Annotated in this window: 16 protein-coding genes; 14 read left to right on the top strand and 2 right to left on the bottom strand. The window is 63.1% G+C overall.

Going from position 1 to position 17,373, the window contains the following annotated elements; translation table 11 throughout:
• The first annotated feature begins 153 nt into the window (after window positions 1-153).
• The 3 genes from ASF66_RS11875 to ASF66_RS11865 are packed head-to-tail and all read left to right on the top strand — an operon-like array spanning window position 154 to window position 2,236.
• Entirely contained in the window at window positions 154-795 is a 642-nt protein-coding gene (locus ASF66_RS11875; protein ID WP_049860819.1) for an amino acid ABC transporter permease, read from the top strand.
• A 12-nt stretch (window positions 796-807) separates the two neighbouring features.
• Window positions 808-1,470: an amino acid ABC transporter permease gene (locus tag ASF66_RS11870; protein ID WP_056843985.1), complete on the top strand. Its 663-nt coding sequence runs from the start codon at window positions 808-810 to the stop codon at window positions 1,468-1,470.
• On the top strand, window positions 1,463-2,236 hold the full coding sequence (locus tag ASF66_RS11865) for an amino acid ABC transporter ATP-binding protein (protein ID WP_090360605.1): 774 nt from the start codon (window positions 1,463-1,465) through the stop codon (window positions 2,234-2,236). The genes ASF66_RS11870 and ASF66_RS11865 overlap by 8 nt, the downstream gene beginning before the upstream one ends.
• A gap of 12 nt (window positions 2,237-2,248) precedes the next feature.
• On the opposite strand, the gene ASF66_RS11860 is transcribed toward ASF66_RS11865, so the two are convergent.
• Window positions 2,249-2,776, bottom strand: a complete 528-nt coding sequence (locus ASF66_RS11860) for a glyoxalase superfamily protein (RefSeq protein ID WP_056843984.1) — start codon at window positions 2,774-2,776, stop codon at window positions 2,249-2,251.
• Between the two features lie 492 nt (window positions 2,777-3,268).
• On the opposite strand from ASF66_RS11860, the gene ASF66_RS11855 reads away from it, so the two are divergent.
• The 6 genes from ASF66_RS11855 to cysC are packed head-to-tail and all read left to right on the top strand — an operon-like array spanning window position 3,269 to window position 9,047.
• A complete protein-coding gene (locus ASF66_RS11855; protein WP_056843983.1) occupies window positions 3,269-3,946 on the top strand; it encodes a class I SAM-dependent DNA methyltransferase in 678 nt (225 codons plus the stop codon).
• Entirely contained in the window at window positions 3,943-4,884 is a 942-nt protein-coding gene (locus tag ASF66_RS22070) for an isopenicillin N synthase family dioxygenase (protein WP_082484656.1), read from the top strand. The genes ASF66_RS11855 and ASF66_RS22070 overlap by 4 nt, the downstream gene beginning before the upstream one ends.
• A 19-nt stretch (window positions 4,885-4,903) precedes the next feature.
• Window positions 4,904-6,223 (top strand): NAD(P)-dependent oxidoreductase, encoded by a 1,320-nt coding sequence (locus tag ASF66_RS11845; protein WP_056843982.1) that lies wholly within the window; start codon window positions 4,904-4,906, stop codon window positions 6,221-6,223.
• Window positions 6,220-7,323: a mandelate racemase/muconate lactonizing enzyme family protein gene (locus ASF66_RS11840; protein WP_056843981.1), complete on the top strand. Its 1,104-nt coding sequence runs from the start codon at window positions 6,220-6,222 to the stop codon at window positions 7,321-7,323. Before ASF66_RS11845 ends, ASF66_RS11840 begins: the two co-directional genes overlap by 4 nt.
• The gene (locus ASF66_RS11835; RefSeq protein WP_056843980.1) at window positions 7,316-8,470 is read left to right on the top strand and encodes an aromatic ring-hydroxylating oxygenase subunit alpha; all 1,155 of its coding nucleotides are present in this window, start codon (window positions 7,316-7,318) and stop codon (window positions 8,468-8,470) included. The genes ASF66_RS11840 and ASF66_RS11835 overlap by 8 nt, the downstream gene beginning before the upstream one ends.
• A complete protein-coding gene (cysC, locus tag ASF66_RS11830; RefSeq protein ID WP_056843979.1) occupies window positions 8,463-9,047 on the top strand; it encodes an adenylyl-sulfate kinase in 585 nt (194 codons plus the stop codon). Before ASF66_RS11835 ends, cysC begins: the two co-directional genes overlap by 8 nt.
• 4 nt (window positions 9,048-9,051) lie before the next feature.
• On the opposite strand, the gene ASF66_RS11825 is transcribed toward cysC, so the two are convergent.
• Window positions 9,052-9,990 (bottom strand): LysR substrate-binding domain-containing protein, encoded by a 939-nt coding sequence (locus ASF66_RS11825; protein ID WP_082484652.1) that lies wholly within the window; start codon window positions 9,988-9,990, stop codon window positions 9,052-9,054.
• Between the two features lie 62 nt (window positions 9,991-10,052).
• Here ASF66_RS11825 and ASF66_RS11820 point away from each other — a divergent pair, with 62 nt between their 5' ends.
• The 5 genes from ASF66_RS11820 (at window position 10,053) to ispA (ending at window position 17,347) form a co-directional block, all read left to right on the top strand.
• Window positions 10,053-11,000, top strand: coding sequence for a DMT family transporter (locus tag ASF66_RS11820; protein ID WP_236707102.1), 948 nt, complete (start codon window positions 10,053-10,055; stop codon window positions 10,998-11,000).
• Between the two features lie 14 nt (window positions 11,001-11,014).
• The gene (locus ASF66_RS11815) at window positions 11,015-15,106 is read left to right on the top strand and encodes an SDR family oxidoreductase (RefSeq protein ID WP_056843976.1); all 4,092 of its coding nucleotides are present in this window, start codon (window positions 11,015-11,017) and stop codon (window positions 15,104-15,106) included.
• Window positions 15,103-16,140 carry an NAD(P)-dependent alcohol dehydrogenase gene (locus tag ASF66_RS11810; RefSeq protein WP_056843975.1) on the top strand — a complete coding sequence of 346 codons (1,038 nt, stop codon included), beginning with the start codon at window positions 15,103-15,105 and terminating at the stop codon, window positions 16,138-16,140. The genes ASF66_RS11815 and ASF66_RS11810 overlap by 4 nt, the downstream gene beginning before the upstream one ends.
• Before the next feature lie 80 nt (window positions 16,141-16,220).
• On the top strand, window positions 16,221-16,463 hold the full coding sequence (locus ASF66_RS11805) for an exodeoxyribonuclease VII small subunit (RefSeq protein WP_049860808.1): 243 nt from the start codon (window positions 16,221-16,223) through the stop codon (window positions 16,461-16,463).
• Window positions 16,460-17,347: a (2E,6E)-farnesyl diphosphate synthase gene (gene ispA, locus ASF66_RS11800; RefSeq protein ID WP_056843974.1), complete on the top strand. Its 888-nt coding sequence runs from the start codon at window positions 16,460-16,462 to the stop codon at window positions 17,345-17,347. Before ASF66_RS11805 ends, ispA begins: the two co-directional genes overlap by 4 nt.
• The last annotated feature ends 26 nt before the right edge of the window (window positions 17,348-17,373 follow it).

The following is a 17,373-nucleotide window of genomic DNA, read 5'->3' as shown; positions in this document are numbered from 1 at the left end:
TGTGCCGGTCTGGCCTCTTCGCGGGCAGATGGCTCGCCGCCCGCCCCGCTCCCACAAGGCTACGCGGTGCATCACTAATCCCTGTAGGAGCGGGCTGTGCCCGCGAAAGGGCCGGCACATACAACGCAACAACCCCAGCCAAGGATGCCTGCCATGAACACACACGCCTGGCTTCTCTTGCTCGAAGGCGCCTGGACCACCCTGTGGCTATGCGGCATCGCCATCGGCATCGGTGTTGTCCTGGGCCTGGTCATCGCCCTGATCCGCCTGGCCAAGGTCCCGTTCGTCGAGCAATTGCTGGTGCTCTATATCAGCCTGGCCAGGGCCACACCGCTGGTGACCCTGGTGCTGTTCCTGTTCCTCTCGGCGCCGGTGTTCGGCATCAACATGAACCGCAACACGGCCGCCATCGTCGCCATGACCCTGAACACCGCCGCATTCAACGCGGAAATCTGGCGCGCCGCCTTCCTCAGTTTCTCCCGCGACCAGCGCGAGGCCGCGCTGGCCTGCGGCATGACCGGTGGGGTGTTCTTTCGCCGCATCATGTTGCCGCAAATGATCACCACCAGCCTGCCCGGCCTGGTCAACGAGATGTCGTTTCTGATCAAGGGCAGCCCGGCCGTGGCCGTGATCGGCATCGTCGACCTGACCCGCGTCACCAACCGCATCTCGGCGGTGACCTACGATCCGCTGCCGCCCATCCTCGCCGCCGCCGTGCTGTACATGCTGATCATCGGCGTACTGCTCAAGCTGCAAGGGCTGGCGGAACGAAAAGCCAATCGGCTGGCCATGTGAGGAATTATCGACATGACTGAATGGACCATTCTGTGGGAGGCACGGGCGCTGTTCCTCGATGGCCTGCTGGCCACTCTGGGACTGTTCGCGCTATCGATCATCTGCGCCTTCGTACTGGGCTGCGCCTGGGTGTTCCTGCTCGAGGAGCGCAACCGGCTGTCCATAGTTGTACGCGGTTGGATCAACCTGATGCGCACCCTGCCGTTCCTGATTCTCGCCTATCTGCTGTACTACGGCCTGCCGGAACTGGGTCTGCGCATGAGCGCCTGGACCGCCGGCCTGCTGGCCCTGGTGATCTACCATGCAGCGTATTTCGCCGAGATCCTGCGCGGCAGCCGTCTGGTATTGCCCGAAGGTTACATCGAGGCCGCCAAGGCGCACGGTTTCACCCCACTGCGTCTGTACCTGCGCATCACCTTGCCGCAACTGCTGATCAAGACCCGTCCCCTGCTGGGCAACCAGTTGATCATTGCACTGAAGGACACCGCCTTTCTGACCATCATCACCGTGCAGGAACTCACTGCCGCCGCCAACTCGGTGCAGTCCACCTATTTCATCCCGACCCAGGCGTTCGTGGTGGTGATCGTGATGTATTGGCTGATCAGCATCTGCCTGGAGCTGGCGCTCAAGCGCGCCGGCCGTTTCGGCGCCAGAAGAGGATTCGACCATGTCTGAACCCAGCATCGCCATCCCGGCGGTCAGTATCCGCAAGCTTTCCAAGAGTTTCGACGGGGTCGAGGTGTTGCGCGACATCGATCTGGTGGTGAACAAGGGCGAAGTGGTCAGCGTGCTGGGCTCCTCGGGCTCCGGCAAGTCTACCATGCTGCGCTGCATCAACTGGCTGGAGGAGCCGGATCGGGGCAGCATCCACATCGCTGGCCAGCGCATCGGCATCAATGAGCAGACCCGCCGCAAGATGACCAGCAAAGAGCTGGCCACGCTGCGCGCCCGCACCGGCATGGTGTTTCAGGGCTTCAACCTGTGGCCGCACCTGAGCGTGATCCAGAACGTCATGGAGTCACCGATCTACGTCAAGCGCATGCCCAAGGACCAGGCGCGTGCCATCGCCGTGGAACTGCTGGAAAAGGTCGGCCTGGCCGACAAGCACGAGGCCTACCCCTACACGCTGTCCGGTGGCCAGAAGCAACGGGTAGCCATTGCCCGAGCGCTGGCCATGAGCCCGGAGGTGATCCTGTTCGACGAGCCCACTTCGGCACTCGATCCCGAGCGGGTCGGCGAGGTGTTGCAGGTGATGAAGAACCTGTCCAGCGAGGGCTACACCATGATCGTGGTCACCCACGAAATGGAGTTCGCCCGCGCCGTTTCCGATCAAGTGGTGTTTCTGGACAAGGGCCGGATCATCGAAAAAGCCCCACCGTCGAAGTTCTTCAGCAACCCTGATACCGAACGGGTGCGCAAGTTTCTCGAAATCACGGCCTAGATCAGGCCGCTGTCACCCTTCGCAGAAGCGAATCCGGTTGCCGAACGGGTCATACACTTCCAATACCCTTCCCCACCCCTGATCGACGATCTGCGGGCGCCCATAGCCATAACGCTTGGCCAGCAGTTCGTCGCGCAACGCTTCCACACCCTGCATCGGCACGAACACGGTCGAGCCTGGCGAGCTATCGCCATGATGTTCGGATAGATGCAGGTGCAGACTTTCTCGTGCCACGCCCAGGTACAACGGCAAATCAGCTTCGAAACGATGCTCGAACTCGACCTCGAAGCCCAGAAAGTCCAGGTAGAACTCGCGGGCCTTGGCTTCGTCGAAAATCCGCAGGATGGGGATGGCCCGGTCGAAACCGATGGTCGAAGAAGCGATCGGCGCCAGGCTGGCTGATGCGGTGTTCCAGTCCTTGTGCCCCAGTTGCCGGGCGACCATTTCCAAAGCGCTGGAATGGGACACTTCATGACCCTGCGCCTGCAGCCCGACGCGCAACGTCCTGGCCATCTGCTTGGCTTGCTCGATAGAAAACATGACAACTCCCGAGTCGATGCATGCTGGTGCTCGCGTTGCCAGACCTCGACGATCAAGAGAGGTATGAGGGCGGTGCTCGAAGATGCTTTCACCTTTCCTTGCGGAGCGAGCGGCGGGCAGCATGGGCCGTCGCAGAGCCTAGCGCAAAACAGGACGATGGTCATCCCGAAAAGTGCCGTGAGTTCTGCTCTGTGAGCCACGATTAAATTGACGGCGTGCCCGACGAAAAAATCATGGATCGGGCATTGGCGATTGCGCGTGATCGTGCGTCGTAAAGGATTTTACAGTCCCGACAAGGCGTGTTTCCGGGGGGCGGCGGTACGCTGCCTTGATCGACGCGCGTGCAACACCGTGCCAGCCCAGGAGCCCCGTCTGCGGCTGTAAATTTTCTTTCGAATCAAGGCCATTTCAGCTCGATTGACCCTGTCTGGCGGCGCTGCTAACTCTTACGACAGCCAACCCGCCCAACAGTTTTCCTTCGAGATTCGAATCATGGATGCAGCCACCACCGTCATACCTTCGGCTCTTGCGCCGCAGACTTCGAGCACCCGTTCGATTGCTGATGCGCTGTCGCACCACAGCACTCACCATCTGGAGCGTTACTACGATCACTGGGCTCGTCACTACGATGCCGATGTCGAAGCCGAAGCCTATTGCGGCCCAACCATGGTGGTCGATCTGCTCGACGCCGTGGCGCAGTGCCCCGCTGTCCGCCACGTCAGCAGTGTTCTCGATGCCTGCTGCGGTACCGGCCTGGTCGGGCGTACGCTGCATGAACGCGGCTATCGCCAGATCAGCGGGTGTGACCTGTCCAAACCCATGATCGACCAGGCCCAAGCTACCCAGGCCTATCAGCATCTGTACAGCCAGATAGATCTGACCCAGCCGCTGCCGCCCGATATGCTCCGGCGCTTCGATGCGGTAGTGTGCTGCGGTGCCTTTATTCCTGGGCATCTGCCGGCCTCCGCGCTGCGTGGCCTGATCGGCATGACGCAATCGGGTGGCGTGGTGGTGGTGAGCATTCGCGAGGCCTATTACGACACCGCCGGCTTCGAGCCACTGCTGCAGGCACTCGAGGATGAGCAGGGGGTGAGCGTACTGCAAGGGCAGATGTCGGCCCGCTACCTGCAGAACGCCAAAGCCCACTACCTGGCCTTGCACGTCGCATGAACGGCGCTCATGACACACCGGTACTTCCGGTCATTTCCCTTGCGCAACTGGCCGCATGCGAACCACAGGCTCTTGCCCAGCTGCACGATGCATGCGTGCACGACGGCTTTTTCTATCTGGTCGAACATGGCCTCTCGGCCGTGCTGATCGAGCGATACCTGAACGCCGCCCAGGCCTTTTTCGCGCTACCCGAGTCGGTCAAGCAGCGTTTCGGTCATGATCGGCAGCCCGGCTACCCGCCCACTGCACGCGGCTACGTCGGTGCATACGGCGAAACCCTGCACCCGGATGCCGGCCCGGACAACAAGCAGCATCTGGACTGGGGCATCGACCGGCCCGGATGCGCGCCCTTCAGTGGCCCCAGCGTACTGCCCGACGAGCATGTGGCTCCTGGCCTCAACGCCAGCGCCTATGCCTTGCAGGGCGAGGTCATGGAACACCTGTTTCCGAACCTGCGCCGTGCGATCGCCACCGCGCTGACCCTGCCTGCGCACGCCTTCGATGCACATTTTCGCCGGCCAACCCTGATCCAGCGCGCCTCGTATTACCCGGCCAGGTCGGGAACGGCCGGAAAGCACACCGACAACGGCTTTCTTACCGTGCTGATCCAGCAACCCCTGCCGCAGCCGTCACTGCGCGTCCATACCCGCGGCCAGTGGTGCGATGTGCCGTGCCTGGAAGGCGCCGTGCTGGTCAACCTGGGTGATCTGCTGCAACGCTGGACCCATGGACGTCTGGTCAGTACCGCTCATCAAGTCCTGCATCGTCAGCCCAGCGCTCGGGTGTCTCTGGCTTTTTTCATCTACCCGGACATCGACGCGATCATCACGCCCATCAACGACGGGCCAAGCTTTTCCACGGCCGAAGTCATGCTGGACAACTTCGACTCGATCTGGGTACGCAAACAGGGCGCTGGAAGGGCCCGCCAACTGGTTTGAACATTCAAGGAATCGCTCGATGACCCTTTCCATTGGCTTTATCGGTGCCGGCAACATGGGGCGCCCGTTCGTGACTGCACTGCTGAAAAAAGGCTTCATCGTGACTGTCCACGATCATGATCCCAGCTGCGAACGCTGGGTTTGCGGTCAAGGCGCGCAGTGGGCATCGACCCCTGCGGCAGCGGCCGTGGGCAACGCCATCCTGATCACCTGCCTGCCACTGCCCAGCCATGTGCGCGAAACCATGATCGGCAACAATGGCGCACTCACCGCCCTGGCCAGCGGTGCGGTATGGATCGACACCTCGACCACCGATTACCACAACACCCTGGAGATCGCCCGAATGGCCGCGGTGCGCGGCGTCATGAGCCTGGAGGCCCCCGTGAGCAACCTCTCGCACATGGGCGTGGACTTCAACAACGTCTGCTTCTATGTCGGCGGTGAGAAAAAGGCCTATGACATTGCCCGTCCGGCACTGGACGCGATGGGTCAACACCGCTTCCACGTGGGTGCCATCGGCCATGGTCAGTCGGTCAAGTTACTGACCAACCTGCTGTTCTACTGCGCGACCCTGGCGTGGGGCGAGTTGCTGCTGGTAGCCCAGAACCAGGGGCTGGACCTGCATTGGTTATGGAATGTGGCCAAGCATTCGCAAGCCAACTGCTTCGTCGTCGACCAGGTCACGCCAATGCTTCTGGACGGCAGTTACGATCACTCCTGCACCTTGGAAATCACCGTCAAGGACATGGCCCTGACGGTGGCTCTGGCCGACGAGCTCGGCGTTGACCTGCCACTGGGTCGGCTGATCGAGGCGCGCTATCGCCAGGCCGGCGGTCGTTACCCGGCCCACGCCAACCACCTCAAGGTGGTGGCATTGATGGAAGCCGAAAACCAGCGTCGCCTGTTGATCGACGGTTTCACCGCGCCCTCGCCTTATGGCGCCGACCGAACCTATCGCCATCCCGACACTTTCGTGATCGACGCACGCGGCCGACGCAAGCCCAGCCTGCCGGAGCACTTTGGCTATACGCTCACCCATCCCGCATGCGGCCACTACGCCCAGTGCGTACTGGAAGTCATGGCCTGGACCAACCACACCATCCTGCAGGAAGCATTGCAACTGGGGGACGCCATGGGCCTGGAGCCATCGCTGCTCGAGCAGGTGGTCAGCCGCAGTTGTGGCGCCAGCTGGGTGGATGATCAACGCGACAGCTATGTACCTCATGTGGCACTGCTGCACGATTTCCCAAGGCTCATGGAATCGTTGCATCTGCCCATCCTGCAAGCCCTGGCGCTCGACACTGTGCTCGCCCCCCAGCCTGCGAGGCATGCATCATGAAAATCAGTCGCCTGCGCATCTACCAAGTGGACCTGCCTCTGGACAAGCCTTACGCACTGTCCGGCGGACGTCTGCACTACAGCGCGCTGGACAGCACCATCGTGGTGATCGAGACCGATCAGGGCTTGTCCGGGATCGGCGAAAGCTGTCCGTGGGGCTCGTCCTACCTGCCCGCCTTCGCCCGCGGCGTGCGCGCCGGACTGGCCGAACTGGCGCCTCATCTGCTGGGCTGCAACCCGCTGAACCTGAATGCGATCAATCAGGTCATGGACCTGGCATTGCCAGGCCACCCCTACGTCAAGACCGCCGTGGACATGGCTTGCTGGGACATTCTGGGCCGCTACTGCAACCTGCCAGTGCATACGCTCCTCGGCGGACGCCTGAACACCGAATTGACCCTGCAAAGCAGCATCCCCACCTCGACGCCCCGGCAGATGGTTGTCGACATGCACCAAGCGCATGCCGAAGGCTACCGGACCCATTCGTGCAAGGTCGGATCGGGTGTGTCGGCCGACCTTTCACGGATCCAGAGCCTGTTGGCCGATCGCGTGCGCGGCGACCACCTGACCTTCGACGCCAATCGCGCTTGGCTGCCGGCCCAGGCAATCGCGGTGATGAACGCCGTCAAGGACCCCGAGGTTCATTTCGAGCAGCCTTGCCAGACACTGGAACAGTGCCAGCATGTGCGCAGGCTGACGCACCAGCCGCTGATTCTGGACGAATGCATTCACGACGCCGGCGATCTGTACCGCGCCTGTGCCCGCCATACCGCCCAGGTCATCGGTTTGAAGATCGCCCGGGTCGGCGGGCTGACCAAGGCCCGGCATCTGCGCGACTACTGCATTGAGCGCGGCATCCAGATGAACATCGAAGACGTGGGCGGCAGCCAGATCGCCGACACTGCGGCCATGCACCTGGCCATGGCCACCCCCCATCAATACCTGCGCGCCAGCTGGAACGCCTGCCGCCATCACAGCATCGTCACCGCACATGGCGGCGTAAGCGTGACCCGCGGCATTGCGCGACTGGATGACAGCCCCGGCTTGGGCCTGACCTTGTGCCCGCAAACCCTGGGCGATGCGGTGGCCGTCCATGAATGAATATGGCGCAGAACACCTCTGTACGGGCCTCGACGTCGGTGCTTTTCATCCCGATGCCGAGCACGCCTACAACTTCCCCGGCGCTTTCTATTTCGACGCCGCACGTTACGATCAGGAACTGCAGGCCATTTTCCATCGCACCTGGCAGTACGCCTGCCATGTTTCCGCGCTGGCGGTCGAAGGCAGCTTTGTCGTCTGCGACATCGGCCAGCAGAGCGTACTGGTGGTGCATGGCCAGGACGGCCAGCTCAGGGCGTTCCACAACGTCTGCCAGCACCGCGCCCATCGCCTGCTCGAAGGCTGCGGGCAACTGCGTGGCGCAATCACCTGCCCCTACCATGCCTGGCGCTACGACCACGCAGGCAGCTTGCTCAGCGCTCGGCACAGCTGCGACGTGGCAGGTTTCGAACCTGGGCGTGCCCGCCTGGCCAGCGTGCGCCTGGAGGTGATGTGCGGGCTGGTCTTCTTCAATCTGGACCCCGACGCCGCACCATTGGCCAGCCAGCTCGCCGGGCTGGAGGCGCAACCGCGCAGCTTCTCGCCTGCGCCAGAGTCGCTCTACCACAGCTACAGCCATACCTATGCACTGCAGGCAAACTGGAAGGTCTCGGTGGAAAACTATTCAGAGTGCTATCACTGCCCCGGCTGTCATCCCAGCCTGTCGCAGCAGACACTGGACCTGAGCAGCTACCGTATCGACCTGCATCCGGGCTTCCATGCCCATCTGAGCGCCGACCAAGGTGAACGGCAAGGCTACGCGACCAACCCCGGCGCGCCGCGCACGGGCGAATTCGGTGCCTGGTACGTTTGGCCAAACCTGTGCATCGAGGTCTATCCGGGCGGGTACATGAACCTGTTGCATCACGTACCCACGGGACCGCAACGCTGTGAGCAGCGTGTGCAGTGGTTCACCCAAGGCCCCCAGCCCGATCCCCAGGAGCAGGCCGTGATCGATTTCGTCGCGGTGGTCCGTGAAGAAGATCTGCCCCTGTGCGAGAGTGTCCAGAAAGGCCTGCACAGCCTGGGCTACTCTGGGGGACGGTTGATGGTGGATGCGCTGCGCAGCGGTTTCAGCGAACATGCCGTACACGATATCCAGAAGAGGGTACTGGCAGCACTTGCCGACCCTGGAGCACGCGATGCTTAGATCCCCCCACGGCACCTTTCGACTGCCACACCGGCGGCTGGCCAGCACGCGCCCCACGGTGCTATGGCTGACCGGCATCCCCGCCGCTGGCAAGACCACCATCGCCCGGGCCACGCAAGTGGAGCTCGAAGAGTTGGGCTATGCCTGTGTAGTGCTCGACGGTGACGAATTGCGGCGTGGGCTCTGCCAAGACCTCGGCTTCAGCGATAGCGACCGCCTGGAGCACGTACGTCGAACCGCTGAAGTCGCGCGCCTGTTCTGCCTCCAGGGCTGCATCGTCCTGGCCGCGTTGATCTCGCCGCGCTCTGCACACCGGGCGCTGGCGCAGCAAATCATCGGCAGCGATGCCTTCGTCGAAGTCTTCGTCGATACCCCCCTGGCGCTCGCCGAAGCGCGGGATCCCAAAGGCCTCTATCGCCAGGCACGCAGCGGTGCCCTGAGCCATTTCACCGGCGTGAGCGCCGCTTACGAAGCGCCGCTGGCTCCCCAGGTCAGGCTGACTACCGCCAACATGAGTTCCACGTGCTGCGTGCAGTCGCTGCTTGGCTGCCTGTCGCTGCGCAACGCGGTGATGTGACCCCTCAGGCCGAGACCGACTCCACGCTGGGCTTGAACTCGAGCAAAAGCTGTTGCAGCCACTGCACCAACAGGCCGGCCGCCGGCGAGAGCGGATTGGCATGCCACTTGTAGACGCCCAGTGCGTCGGTCATCGCCAAGCGCTTGTCGAACAGGCGCACCAACCTGCCATCTTCAAGCATCTGCCGGGTGGTCATCCCCCAGCCCAGTGCCACGCCATGGCCTTCCAGCGCCGCTTGCATCATGACCGGAAAACTGTTGAAGCCCATCCCCTTGCGACCCACCCGAAACGGCGCACCGACATATTCCAGCCACTGGTCCCAGCCCACGAAATCTTGCCTGCTCGGCTCGTAGTGCAGCAGGCGGCAGTTGGGCAACTCTTCAAGGGTCAACCGCCTGCAGATGCTATCGAAGTAGGCAGGGCTGCAGACCGGGAAGACTTCATCAGGTGCGCTGAACAGCAGGACGTGATCGGCACTGGCACGACCCAGAGTCTGGACCGCCACATCGAAGCGCTCGCGCTCGTCACCGATAGCAGCCAATGTCGAATGCAGGCGTAATTCGATCTGCGGATGCTTCTGATGAAAACCCGCCAGCGCCGGCATGAACAGGTAGAACGCCTCGACCAATTGCGACGACAGCACCACGACCCGTGCCGACGACTGATGCTGACGCAGCTCTTCGGTCCGCTGGGCAATATCCCGCAAGGCGGCGGCAACCGTCTGGCGATAGCTTTCACCGGCGTCGGTAAGAAAAACGCCACGGCTCTTGCGATCGAACAACTGCACACCCAGGTTCTCTTCGAGCGAACGAATCTGGCGGCTGATGGCGGTCTGGGTAAGGTGCAACTCGTCCGCCGCACGGGAGAAACTCTGTAGCCTGGCGGCTGCTTCGAATGGGATGAGACTTGAAAGTGGCGGTAATTTACGCCGGAGGTTTTCCATAACCTGAAGTTGCCCTGGCCGAATAAATGGTCGTTACAGACCATGTCACCTTTTAGGGCATCATGCAAAGACTCACCGCCTGGACTCACCACGGCATGGAACAGCGACGGCACCTCAACGATACACGCGCAGGTGCGGGGCTGATCACCGGTTCGGTATTCCTGGTCGCGACATCCGATGCATTGATCAAGCTGGGCAGCGCCCAGTTCACGGTATGGCAGCTGTACGTCGTTCGTTCCACGATCGCCATTGCCCTGCTCCTGCTGTGGCTGTGCCTGTCGCAGCGCAGCAGCACGTGGCTTCAACTGACATGGGATCGCTGGACACTGCTGCGCAGTGCGGCCCTCACGCTGATGTGGATCGCCTTCTACGCTGCACTGCCGCACGTGAGTCTGAGCCTGGCCGCGCTGGCGCTCTATACCGCGCCGCTGTTCATTGCCCTGCTGTCGGCAAAGGTGCTGCGCGAGCAAGTAAACCCACGTCGCTGGATGGCCATTGCTTTGGGTTTCCTTGGCGTACTGCTGATCCTGCGGCCAACGGCTGAACATTTTTCCGCCATGTCGCTGTTGCCGGTGCTGGCAGCCTTGCTTTACGCCGTGGCGGCTGTAGTGACGCGCACTCGATGCGCCAGCCACTGCGCGTTGTCGCTGGCGCTCAATCTCAACCTCTGCCTGTGCCTGGTCGGGGCACTGGTGTTGCTGGGCCACCGGTTGCAGAGCCCATCATCGGAGCCTGTGCACGAAGGTTTTCTGGCGCCGCATTGGGTATCGCTGGGGCCTGCGCAGTGGGGATTGCTGAGTGTACTTGCGGTACTGATGGTGCTGATGAGCGTGGGCGTTGCCAAGGCCTATCAGTTAGGCCCGAGCACGATCGTGGGCACGTTCGATTACAGCTACCTGCTGTTTGCGATGTTCTGGGGCTTTGCCCTGTTCAATGAAGTCCCCGACGCCATCATGATCGTGGGCATGGGCCTGATTGCCGCATCCGGGGTCTGGGTGCTGCGTGGTTGACCAAGGAGCTGGACATGTTGATGCGACCGCTGCGAGTGATCATCTGGGCCGTGTCCAGAAGTCGCTCTACTGCACTTGAACGCTGCGTGATGGAGCACCCCGCCGTGCACGTACTTCACGAACGACTGAGCGAGCCGTTCCTGATGCAGCACTGGCCTGAAAAATACCGCAACGTGCTCGACACCCACCGCAAGACCGGCAACCGGGACCTGGTGCCCACCTATGGCCAGGCTCTGGACGCGCTGGCCCTGGCGCCATTGCCCGAAGGAAAATCGGTGTTGTTGAGCAAGGAAATCGCCTGGTTCTGCGACTTTGCCCAGATCAGCGACGACTGGCTGCAGCAGTTCAAGCATGTGTTTCTGGTCCGCGAGCCGGAGGCGGTCATGCGCTCACTGTATCGCGTCGGCACTCAGGGCGAGGACACGTGGTTCGATGCCGAGGAGTCGGGATTCGAGGAACTGCTGGCGCTGTACCGGCGCGTGCATCGAGTGTGCGCGGCCCAGAGTCTGCTGGCCCTGGAAAGCGATCAGGACTTGATGCACGACAGCGCCAGCGGCTTGAGCACGTTGTGCGACTTTCTGGGCGTACCGTTCAACCCGACCATGCTGCAATGGGAGGCACAAACGGTACCTGCCTGGCAGTTTTTCAAAGGCTGGCACGATGAGGCGCAGCGCTCGACCGGTTTTGCACCCGTGCACCACCCTGAGCAAGCCTACCCCGCCGTGGTCGACGAAACCGCCGCCAACGCCCAGCCGACGTATCGATTCTTCGCCCTACTGGCCGGCCTGCAGCGACCTGCCAGTACCGCCGGGACGCTCAGCAGCCTGCACCGCGCACCTTCGGCGAATCTGGATATCGTCCTGCTGCACAGCGGGCTGCACAGCGGCAGCGAGGACCTAGGTCACCTGCTCTGGGCCATGGCCCAGTTCCCCAGGGTGGACTGCCATGCCCTGGATACCTCGGCACTCACCTGGGCCAAGACCGACGCGCCGGCCCCGCTGCATGAACTGCTCGGCCAGCCGCTGTTGTTGGTGTGCCGGGAAGCGGACATCGCAGCGCAGCGGCCGTCCATAGACAAGCTGATGGCGCAAGCCTGCGTGATCGGGCTGCTGACCGAAACCGGCTTTCATTTGCTGGATGCACAAGGCCGAACCGGCCCCTCGCCACTGACAGCGCCTCAGGCCTGCACCTTGCAACTGCAACGCTTGCGCGAACGCAGTCTCGATGACTGGGGCACCTTCAACCATCACAACCTGAGCCCGGTAGCCGTGCCTGACTGGCTGGATACGTTCAATGCCTGCGTGGCCGCCGACCCGGATCACGTCGCCGTCAGCGATGGGCGCGACAGTCTGACCCTGCAGCAACTGCACGATCAGGCGCAGCGGTTGGCGCAGGTACTGCGAGCCCGCCTGGCGCCTGATGCCTGGGCGGTGTTGTTCAAGCGCAAGAACATCCACACGGCCGTGGCCATGACCGCCTGTGCCCTGGCCGGCCGTCGCTATCTCGAGATGCCTGCCTGGTACAGCGCTCAACATTGCCATCAGTTGCTCGAGCGCCTGGGCGATTGCCTGGTGCTGTGCGACGCCGATGGCGCGCGACAGCTGGATGCTTCGCAGCCCCACTTGCTGGAAAGCCAATTCGCCCGCCAGGTCCCTGCCGACTGTCCGCCATGGGCACCCGCTCGTTCGGCCATCGCCTACGGCCTGCTGACCTCGGGCACCAGCGGCCCTGCCAAGGTGGCGTTGATGCCACCGTCTGCCGTGCTTGATTCCCTGGGCTTGTGGCAGAGCTATCTGCAGCCTGGGCAACGAGTAGGCTTCAATGCCTGGCTGACCAGCTACCTGTATTACCCGCTGCTCAGCCGGTGTACCACGGTGCTTATCGCCGATGAGGTGGTGCTGGACCCGATCCGACTGATGAACTTCATCGCCGACAACCATCTGCAGCAGATCATGATTACCCCATCGTTGTTGCAGGGCCTGGTCCGTGAAGCAGTTCGTTTCGTGGCCTGCTGCGCGGGCCTGGAAGTGCTCTGGAGCAGCGGGGAGAACCTGTCGGCGGCCTTGCGTTCACGCGTGCAGGCATTACTGCCCGACTGTCACCTGATCGACCTGTACGGTTCCAACGAAGCCGGCGACGTTGCGCTCAAACACGATGACGGCAGCCTGCAATTGATCAGGGGTGTCGAAGCCCGGGTGCTTGACCGGGACGGGCAGGCGGTGCCCCACCGCGTCGCAGGTCACCTGCACCTGCGTACGCCAGGGATGTTCACTGGCTACCTCGGGCAGCCTGACGCTGCGCTGAACGGCCAGCTGTTCGACAGCGGCGATCGGGTGATCTGGCTGGGCAACGGCCGCCTGCAGTTGCTCGGGCGTGATAGCGCCCACCTCAAGATCCGCGGCTACAAGGTGCATCCGGAAAACGTCGAGCAGGTCTTGAACAGCCATCCGCTGGTGGCCCAAACCTATGTCGGCAGCCGTCACGAAGGCGCCGCCCGACAATTGCTGGCCTACGTCGTGCCTGCCAACCCCAAGCAACTGCCCACAGCCACTGCCCTGCGCGCCTGGGCTGCACTGAACCTGCCTTTCTTTGCGGTACCCAGCGCCTACTACGCGTTGGCCAGCCTGGACGCTGGCCGCAATCAGAAACGCGGGGCGTTGAGCGCAGCCTACCTGGGGCAAGCCGTTTCACTGCCTGAAGACCAGGTGCCGTTGACCGCCACCCAGGCACAGGTTTCCGCAGTTTGGCGCACCCTGCTGGGCGACGATATTCCGGCCTTGCACGAAGACGATGATTTCTTTGACCGCGGCGGCAGCCTGCAACTGAGCGAATTGCTGCTCGAACTCAACCAGCGTTTCGATGTACAGCTTTCCCTCTCCACACTGATCAAGGACACGCGACTGCAAGGCATGGCATTGGCCATTGATCGCGCCCAGGCCGGGTTGCCTGTGGCCTCGGTCCTGCGCGAAGTCGCTGTGGAGGCAGCGCGTTACGCGTTCAATCCTGGGCCGCAAAGCGGCGCACAGGTTCTCCACGCCTACCGAGCCAAACCACGCAAGCGCATCCTGCTGACCGGCGCGACGGGTTTTTTCGGCGCATTCATCCTGTCCACCCTGGCCCGTCAGCTCGAGGTCGAACAGGTGGTCTGCCTGGTCCGTGCCAGGGACCTGGCAGAAGCGCGGCGACGCTGCCTGGACAGCCTGCACCGCCATGGCCTGGTGCCAACCGGCGTGCCGCTGGACTGGCTGGGCAAGCTGCAGATCGAATGTGGCGACCTCACCGCCACGCAACTGGGGCTGTCTGCAGATACTTATCAGAGCCTGGCGGCAACCGTCGATTGCGTTGTTCACGCAGGGGCCGAAGTCAATTGGGTCAAGCCCTATGCCAATCTGGTGCCGTGCAATGTCGAAGGCACCGCTCAGATCGTGCAACTGGCCCTCGATGGTGCGATGCCGCTGCTGCTGGTGTCCACTCTCGCCGGGGGCGGCAGCGCGCGAACTGGGTACGAAGAGAGCAAGCAGGTTGCCGAAGCCATGGCGCTGAACGCCGCACGCGAACATGGCCTGGCCGTTACCATCGTCCGTTGCGGCGACCTGGCCGCGCCCCTCGGGGTTGAGCACAGCACCGTCAACGACAGCGACTACGTGTGCCTGCTACTGGGCACGTGCATTTTGCTTGGATGCTGGCCAGCCGACCTCGAAGGCGGTATCGACCTGACACCCGTCGACGCCGCCGCGCAGGTCCTGGCGCAATTGGCGATCCAGCTACCCGCCGGCACACTGGGTCGAGCGTCCAACCTGTGCCATCCAAACGGAGCCCTGTCCTGGAAGGTACTGTGTGGCTGGGTGGCCGACACCCTCGCACCGGGCAGCTTCGTCCCGCTACCCCTGGACCGCTGGCGACAGCGCCTGGACAGCGACACCCGCCAGCACCCGATCATCGCCAAGACCCGCTTGATCCTGCCGATGATTCTCGATGACCTGGCCGCCACACCGGCGCGCAATGAGTTGGAATTCCCAGGCCCCTCGGCGCCTCGCCTCAACTCGGGATGGGCGGCACGGCTGACTCGACAACTGCTCCACAGCCTCGAGCAGGCCCGTCCATGAACGGACGCCTGGTCACCGCGTGGGCGGCCGCTCAATCCAAGCGCGAACTGATGACGCTCAGCTACCGCAGCCCGCCCTTGAGGCCGATGGATGTGGAAATCCAGGTCACTCATTGCGGCCTGTGCAGCAGTGACCTGCACCTGATCGATGGCCACTGGGGCGATGCGAGTGTCTACCCACAGGTGTGCGGGCACGAAGTGATTGGCCACGTCAGTGCCTTGGGTGAAAACGTCGCAGGTCTGCACCTTGGCCAACGGGTCGGCGTTGGCTGGTACCGCAGCGCCTGCCTGGCCTGTGAGTTCTGCCTTCGGGGCGAAGAGCAGCATTGCCCCTGCCTGATCGCCACCTGCACCCATGGCGAACGCGGTGGTCTGGCCGACTACATGCACTGCGACAGCCGCTTTGTATTCCCCATCCCTACCACGCTGAGCAGCGAACACGCCGCGCCTCTGCTGTGCGCAGGCGTCACCGTGTACACGGCGCTCAGACGCGCCACGTGGCCCGGCATGGCGGTCGGCATCGTCGGCATTGGTGGCTTGGGCCATCTCGCTGTCCAGTTCGCAGCCAAGCGCGGCTGTCGCGTCACTGCGCTGTCCAGCAGCCCGCACAAGGAACGCGATGCCCGGACCTTGGGTGCCAATCGTTTCGTCGACCTGAGCAATCCTGTCGAGTGCAAACAGGTGCGCGACGGCTTGGACTACATTCTGGTGACCAGCTCGGTCACCTGCGACTGGACGGCCATCGTCGACATGCTCCGGCCCTTCGGCACGTTGTGTTTCGCCGGTATGCCACCACCGGTGACCTTCGATATCGCCTCCATGATGTACAAGACCTTGAGCATTACCACCGCCAATGTCGGCGGGCGTCAGGATATTCTGGACACCCTGGACTTCGCGGCGACGCGCGAAGTAAGACCGTGGGTGCAGTCGTGGCCGATGGAAGACGTCAATCAGGCCATACGGCAGTTGCGCAAAGGACGGGTGCGCTACCGCGCCGTGGTGCACGTCGGCGACGTGCAGAGCCAGCCCCAGTAGCCGCGTTGCTCCCATTTGCCCCGCAGCCGCCTGTCTGATAACGTCGCCCGGTTTCAATCCTTCTCGCCGAGACCGCTGCCATGGCCCGCAAAAAAGCCTCCCTGGATTTCGAACAATCCCTTGCCGACCTGCAGACGCTGGTCGAACGCCTGGAGAACGGCGAGCTTTCGCTGGAAGACTCGCTCAGCGCTTTCGAGAACGGTATCCGCCTCACCCGTGACTGCCAGAGCGCGCTCGCCCAGGCCGAGCAGAAAGTCCAGGTGCTGCTGGAAAAGGACGGCGAACTCTCAGAAGAACCCTTCGACACGGAACAGCCTGAATGATCGCTGCCTACCAGGCTCTCTGCCAACAACGCGTGGATGGCGCGCTGCAAGGTCTGTTCATCCCTCCGTCGACGGAGCTGACCCGGCTTTACCAGGCCATGCGCTACAGCGTCATGAACGGTGGCAAGCGGGTCCGCCCGCTGCTGGCCTACGCCGCCTGCGAGGCCTTGGGTGGCGACGCAAGTCAGGCGAATGGCGCGGCCTGCGCGGTCGAACTGATCCATGCCTACTCGCTGGTGCACGACGACCTGCCGGCCATGGACGATGACGATCTGCGCCGTGGCCAGCCGACCACCCACAAGGCGTTCGACGAAGCCTGCGCGATCCTTGCCGGTGATGGCCTGCAGAGCCTGGCTTTCACTGCCCTCCTCGACCCGAGCCTGAGCCCGCAAAGCGACGCTATCCGGCTGAGCATGGTCCAGGTGCTGGCCCAGGCCGCAGGCCCCGCCGGCATGGTCGGTGGCCAGGCCATCGACCTGGGCTCGGTGGGTCTGCAGCTCGACCGGCACGCCCTCGAATTCATGCACCGGCACAAGACCGGTGCCTTGATCGAGGCCAGCGTACGCCTCGGCGCGCTGGCCAGCGCCCGCGCCGAGCCAGCGCAACTTCAAGCGCTGCAAGCCTACGCCCAGGCGGTAGGGCTGGCGTTCCAGGTACAGGACGACATCCTCGACGTCGAAAGCGATACCGCCACCCTGGGCAAACGCCAAGGTGCCGACATCGCCTTGAACAAACCGACCTACCCGGCCCTGCTCGGCCTGGAAGCCGCCAAGGCCTATGCCCTGGATCTGCGCGATCAGGCCTTGCACGCGTTGCAGCCTTTCGATGCCGCGGCCGAGCCGCTGCGCGAGCTGGCACGTTACATTGTGACGCGACGCAACTGACGAGCGCGTGCGCAGCCGCCGCCGCA

The sequence above is a fragment of the Pseudomonas sp. Leaf129 genome, assembly GCF_001423465.1.
In the GTDB taxonomy this organism is placed as follows: domain Bacteria; phylum Pseudomonadota; class Gammaproteobacteria; order Pseudomonadales; family Pseudomonadaceae; genus Aquipseudomonas; species Aquipseudomonas coleopterorum.
Note: the sequence above shows the minus strand (reverse complement) of the source record. Positions and strands in the feature narration are given on the sequence as shown.

Bases quoted from the DNA above. Each gene is read 5' to 3' on its own strand.
- ASF66_RS11875 (WP_049860819.1), top strand. From the start codon at position 154: ATGAACACACACGCCTGGCTTCTCTTGCTCGAAGGCGCCTGGACCACC.
- ASF66_RS11870 (WP_056843985.1), top strand. From the start codon at position 808: ATGACTGAATGGACCATTCTGTGGGAGGCACGGGCGCTGTTCCTCGAT.
- ASF66_RS11865 (WP_090360605.1), top strand. From the start codon at position 1,463: ATGTCTGAACCCAGCATCGCCATCCCGGCGGTCAGTATCCGCAAGCTT.
- ASF66_RS11860 (WP_056843984.1), bottom strand. From the start codon at position 2,776: ATGTTTTCTATCGAGCAAGCCAAGCAGATGGCCAGGACGTTGCGCGTC.
- ASF66_RS11855 (WP_056843983.1), top strand. From the start codon at position 3,269: ATGGATGCAGCCACCACCGTCATACCTTCGGCTCTTGCGCCGCAGACT.
- ASF66_RS22070 (WP_082484656.1), top strand. From the start codon at position 3,943: ATGAACGGCGCTCATGACACACCGGTACTTCCGGTCATTTCCCTTGCG.
- ASF66_RS11845 (WP_056843982.1), top strand. From the start codon at position 4,904: ATGACCCTTTCCATTGGCTTTATCGGTGCCGGCAACATGGGGCGCCCG.
- ASF66_RS11840 (WP_056843981.1), top strand. From the start codon at position 6,220: ATGAAAATCAGTCGCCTGCGCATCTACCAAGTGGACCTGCCTCTGGAC.
- ASF66_RS11835 (WP_056843980.1), top strand. From the start codon at position 7,316: ATGAATGAATATGGCGCAGAACACCTCTGTACGGGCCTCGACGTCGGT.
- cysC (WP_056843979.1), top strand. From the start codon at position 8,463: ATGCTTAGATCCCCCCACGGCACCTTTCGACTGCCACACCGGCGGCTG.
- ASF66_RS11825 (WP_082484652.1), bottom strand. From the start codon at position 9,990: ATGGAAAACCTCCGGCGTAAATTACCGCCACTTTCAAGTCTCATCCCA.
- ASF66_RS11820 (WP_236707102.1), top strand. From the start codon at position 10,053: ATGCAAAGACTCACCGCCTGGACTCACCACGGCATGGAACAGCGACGG.
- ASF66_RS11815 (WP_056843976.1), top strand. From the start codon at position 11,015: ATGTTGATGCGACCGCTGCGAGTGATCATCTGGGCCGTGTCCAGAAGT.
- ASF66_RS11810 (WP_056843975.1), top strand. From the start codon at position 15,103: ATGAACGGACGCCTGGTCACCGCGTGGGCGGCCGCTCAATCCAAGCGC.
- ASF66_RS11805 (WP_049860808.1), top strand. From the start codon at position 16,221: ATGGCCCGCAAAAAAGCCTCCCTGGATTTCGAACAATCCCTTGCCGAC.
- ispA (WP_056843974.1), top strand. From the start codon at position 16,460: ATGATCGCTGCCTACCAGGCTCTCTGCCAACAACGCGTGGATGGCGCG.